Raw genomic sequence first — 2,882 nt, 5'->3', positions numbered from 1 at the left:
CTGGCCTACATCGCCCGCGCCTTGAACAACATTAAACACACCTGCAGGTACGCCAGCTTCAACAAATACTTCTGCAAGTTTAATAGCGCCAAGTGGTGTTTCTTCAGATGGTTTAAATATAAATGCATTACCAGCTGCAAGGGCAGGGCCCGACTTCCAACACGCAATTTGTAGTGGGTAGTTCCATGCACCAATACCCGCACAAATACCTAATGGCTCTTTACGTGTGTAGTAAAAGTCATCACCAACCATTTGTTGTTGGCCTACTTGTGCTGGCGCAAGGCCTGCAAAGTATTCAATTACATCAGCGCCGGTTTCAATATCAACACAATTTGCTTCTTGCATTGGTTTACCGGTGTCGAGTACTTCTACAAGTGCCAGCTCATCGTTGCGCTCGCGTAAAATAGCCACTGCTTTTAATAAAATGCGACTACGTTCAATGGGTGTCATTGCTGACCACTGAGCAAAACCTTGCTTTGCACTGGCAATGGCTGCGTTTTGAATAAATTCGTCGGCAATTTCTACTGCGTAAATAACCTCGCCCGTTGCTGGGTTTGTTACATCAAATGTTTTGCCGTTCTGGTTTGCAAGAAAATGGCCGTTAATAAAATTTTGATAGACAGGTGTAGTCACGCTAGGCTCCATATTGCTTGATAAGTGAAAGTACGTAGCTTTTTGCTAACTTTTCACTGTGTTTAAACTGATTATTGTCTGATTTGCTCAGTACTGCTCTTAACCATAGGCCATCGATCATTGCGGCGCTAAGTTCTGCAGCTTGCTTTGCTTGCTCAATAGGCATTAATTGCTTAAAAGAAAATGCTAAATTACTTTGCAAGCGTTTACTGTTTACGTTTTGTAGTCTGTGTAATTCTTCATCATGCATCGATTGCGCCCAAAAACTTAACCACGTTCGGGTTGTATCATTACGCTGTTGTACAAGCGCAAAGTTGGCTTCGATAATAATCATTAAGCGTTCAATGGCATTCGTTTGGTTGTTTACTTTACTTATCAAGCCTTGTTTTAAGCTTGTTAGTAAGTATCTAACAGTGGCTTCAATTAACCCCTGCTTACCACCAAAATAATGACTAATAATGCCTGACGATAAACCGGCATTTTTACTAATGCTGTTTATAGTTGTGCCTTGTAGTCCATTAGTTGCAACTGACTCTATAGTCGCGTCAATTAGCTGCTGACGTCTGACAGGTTCCATTCCGACTTTAGGCATAATTTTTATTAATTGAACGTTCAATAAACATAAGCTTAAGGTAATAGCTCTAACAATTCAAGGCTGAAGTAAATATCTAGATGCCAAAATGTAGATTAATCATTAATAAAAGCGCAACTAATGCGATAAAGAAGATAAGGTTTTACTTTGTTTTATTTTATTTAAAACAAAGGCTTGTGAATTTTATTTTGAAATTAAATAATAGTAATGATTTGTTTACAGCAATAAATGAATAAAATGATCAATAATCATTAGTGCAGTAATAGTTAGAGTACTAATAGTATTAATTTAATACAAAAGCGCACTAAACCTGCAATTGCTTAGTGCTCTAATAAATTTATATAGAGAGTAAACTTTGTGGTTTTATCGTTTTAAAGCGCTTGGTTTTGGAAGGTCAGGCATTATTAATAACGCCTTTAAAAAGTAGGGGGTAACGTCTTAGTCTATTGCCAATATAGTCATCAGCTAAAATTTGCTGGCAAATAAAGTCTATATCTTTGCTTGCTTCAAAAACCCAATCAAAGCGCTCTATAGCCAGTAAAAAACCACGCTTTAAATGAGTTTGAGCACGGTACTGTTCTAAGTTGTCTTGAATAATTGAGACTTTGCTTGGATCAGCTCTAAGCTCTTCTACTACTTGGTTTATAAAAGTAGTATTGAGCTTACTGGTAGGGCGGTGTCTGCGTTTTCGTGGGTGCATTAGCTCTCGTTTGCAATGTTATATAATTTTTTCAAAAAGTCGTCTTTATGCTTTTCATGTTCGTAGTCAAGGTGGTAAGTATTATGAAAACCAAAGCGCAGTTCAACGCCGCTACCTTGTAGGTATACTGTGTAGCCATCTACGTCTGAATAAGCAGTAACACCTTGATAATGCTTGCCTTCATTAGTCATTTCACCTTTTTGAATTATACGTTCATATACGGCTAAAATCTGTTTATTGTCGATTTCGTTTTTCATGTTTTATGCCCTTCGTTTAGTAACTCATACGATACAGATATGAGGGTCGATCATCTTAAAAACAATAGCTAAAAAAGTGTGATATTGCTTTGTAATTTCGCTTTTTTAAATTATGCTCAAAACTCATTTATTGTTGAGCTTAGAGCATGATAGACAAGGCGTTACTACTAAAAACTCGTGAGTTATCGGATCAATTAATTGCATTGCAAACTCCAATTAGGATACTCGATGCTATTAATTGGGATAAACAAACTAAAGAGGAGTTTTTTAGACAGAAATGTCAAAAAAACCCACTCATCGATCGTGCATATTATCAACAGCGCGACCTTGGTTTTGTACCTAGCGAGTTACGCCAAGCATTTTCTACTTTGCACCGTAACATTATTAACCAATTGGGGCAGTTAAATCCGATTGCTCAATATATGGGAAAAATGTGCACCGAGTATAAAACGGTATTAAGTATGCTTGAGTATCGTGGAACGCCAGAGTTTCATGATTTATCGGTGGAGTTATTTGGTCACCCTAAAGACTTATTCCATGCTGGTGAGCCCTCACTTTCTGAGCTAGCTAATATGCTAGATAAACCGCTGCAAAATTTACTTATAGCCGACATACTGCCTGACGACCCTAAAAATATTGATGCTGTTGATGCTGTGCGTATTTTGTCTGAGCAAGTAAATGCCAGTATGGCAGGCATAAA

The 2,882-nt window shown here is 37.8% G+C and carries 5 protein-coding genes; 1 reads left to right on the top strand and 4 read right to left on the bottom strand.

Translation table 11 applies throughout. The features are described from left to right. The 4 genes from L654_RS0123325 to L654_RS0123310 all read right to left on the bottom strand — a co-directional run. Positions 1 to 633 (bottom strand): aldehyde dehydrogenase family protein (locus tag L654_RS0123325; RefSeq protein ID WP_024609191.1); only part of this gene is annotated, 633 nt, incomplete at its 3' end. 1 nt (position 634) lies between these two features. Next, positions 635 to 1,210 carry a transcriptional regulator BetI gene (betI, locus tag L654_RS0123320; protein WP_010553010.1) on the bottom strand — a complete coding sequence of 192 codons (576 nt, stop codon included), beginning with the start codon at positions 1,208 to 1,210 and terminating at the stop codon, positions 635 to 637. A gap of 409 nt (positions 1,211 to 1,619) precedes the next feature. Then, entirely contained in the window at positions 1,620 to 1,925 is a 306-nt protein-coding gene (locus tag L654_RS0123315; protein ID WP_024591763.1) for a hypothetical protein, read from the bottom strand. Then, the gene (locus L654_RS0123310) at positions 1,925 to 2,182 is read right to left on the bottom strand and encodes a DUF3081 domain-containing protein (RefSeq protein ID WP_024591764.1); all 258 of its coding nucleotides are present in this window, start codon (positions 2,180 to 2,182) and stop codon (positions 1,925 to 1,927) included. Before L654_RS0123310 ends, L654_RS0123315 begins: the two co-directional genes overlap by 1 nt. Before the next feature lie 146 nt (positions 2,183 to 2,328). Between L654_RS0123310 and L654_RS0123305 the strand changes: the two genes are divergently transcribed. Then, a partial coding sequence (locus tag L654_RS0123305; protein WP_024609190.1) for a tyrosine/phenylalanine carboxypeptidase domain-containing protein occupies positions 2,329 to 2,882 on the top strand: 554 nt, incomplete at its 3' end.

The organism is Pseudoalteromonas sp. TAB23 (assembly GCF_000498075.1).
Classification (GTDB): domain Bacteria; phylum Pseudomonadota; class Gammaproteobacteria; order Enterobacterales; family Alteromonadaceae; genus Pseudoalteromonas; species Pseudoalteromonas arctica.
The sequence above is the reverse complement of the archived record's forward strand: the minus strand, read 5'-3'. Positions and strand labels throughout refer to the sequence as shown.

Coding starts and splice junctions, on each gene's coding strand:
- betI (WP_010553010.1), bottom strand. CDS start 1,210: ATGGAACCTGTCAGACGTCAGCAGCTAATTGACGCGACTATAGAGTCA.
- L654_RS0123315 (WP_024591763.1), bottom strand. CDS start 1,925: ATGCACCCACGAAAACGCAGACACCGCCCTACCAGTAAGCTCAATACT.
- L654_RS0123310 (WP_024591764.1), bottom strand. CDS start 2,182: ATGAAAAACGAAATCGACAATAAACAGATTTTAGCCGTATATGAACGT.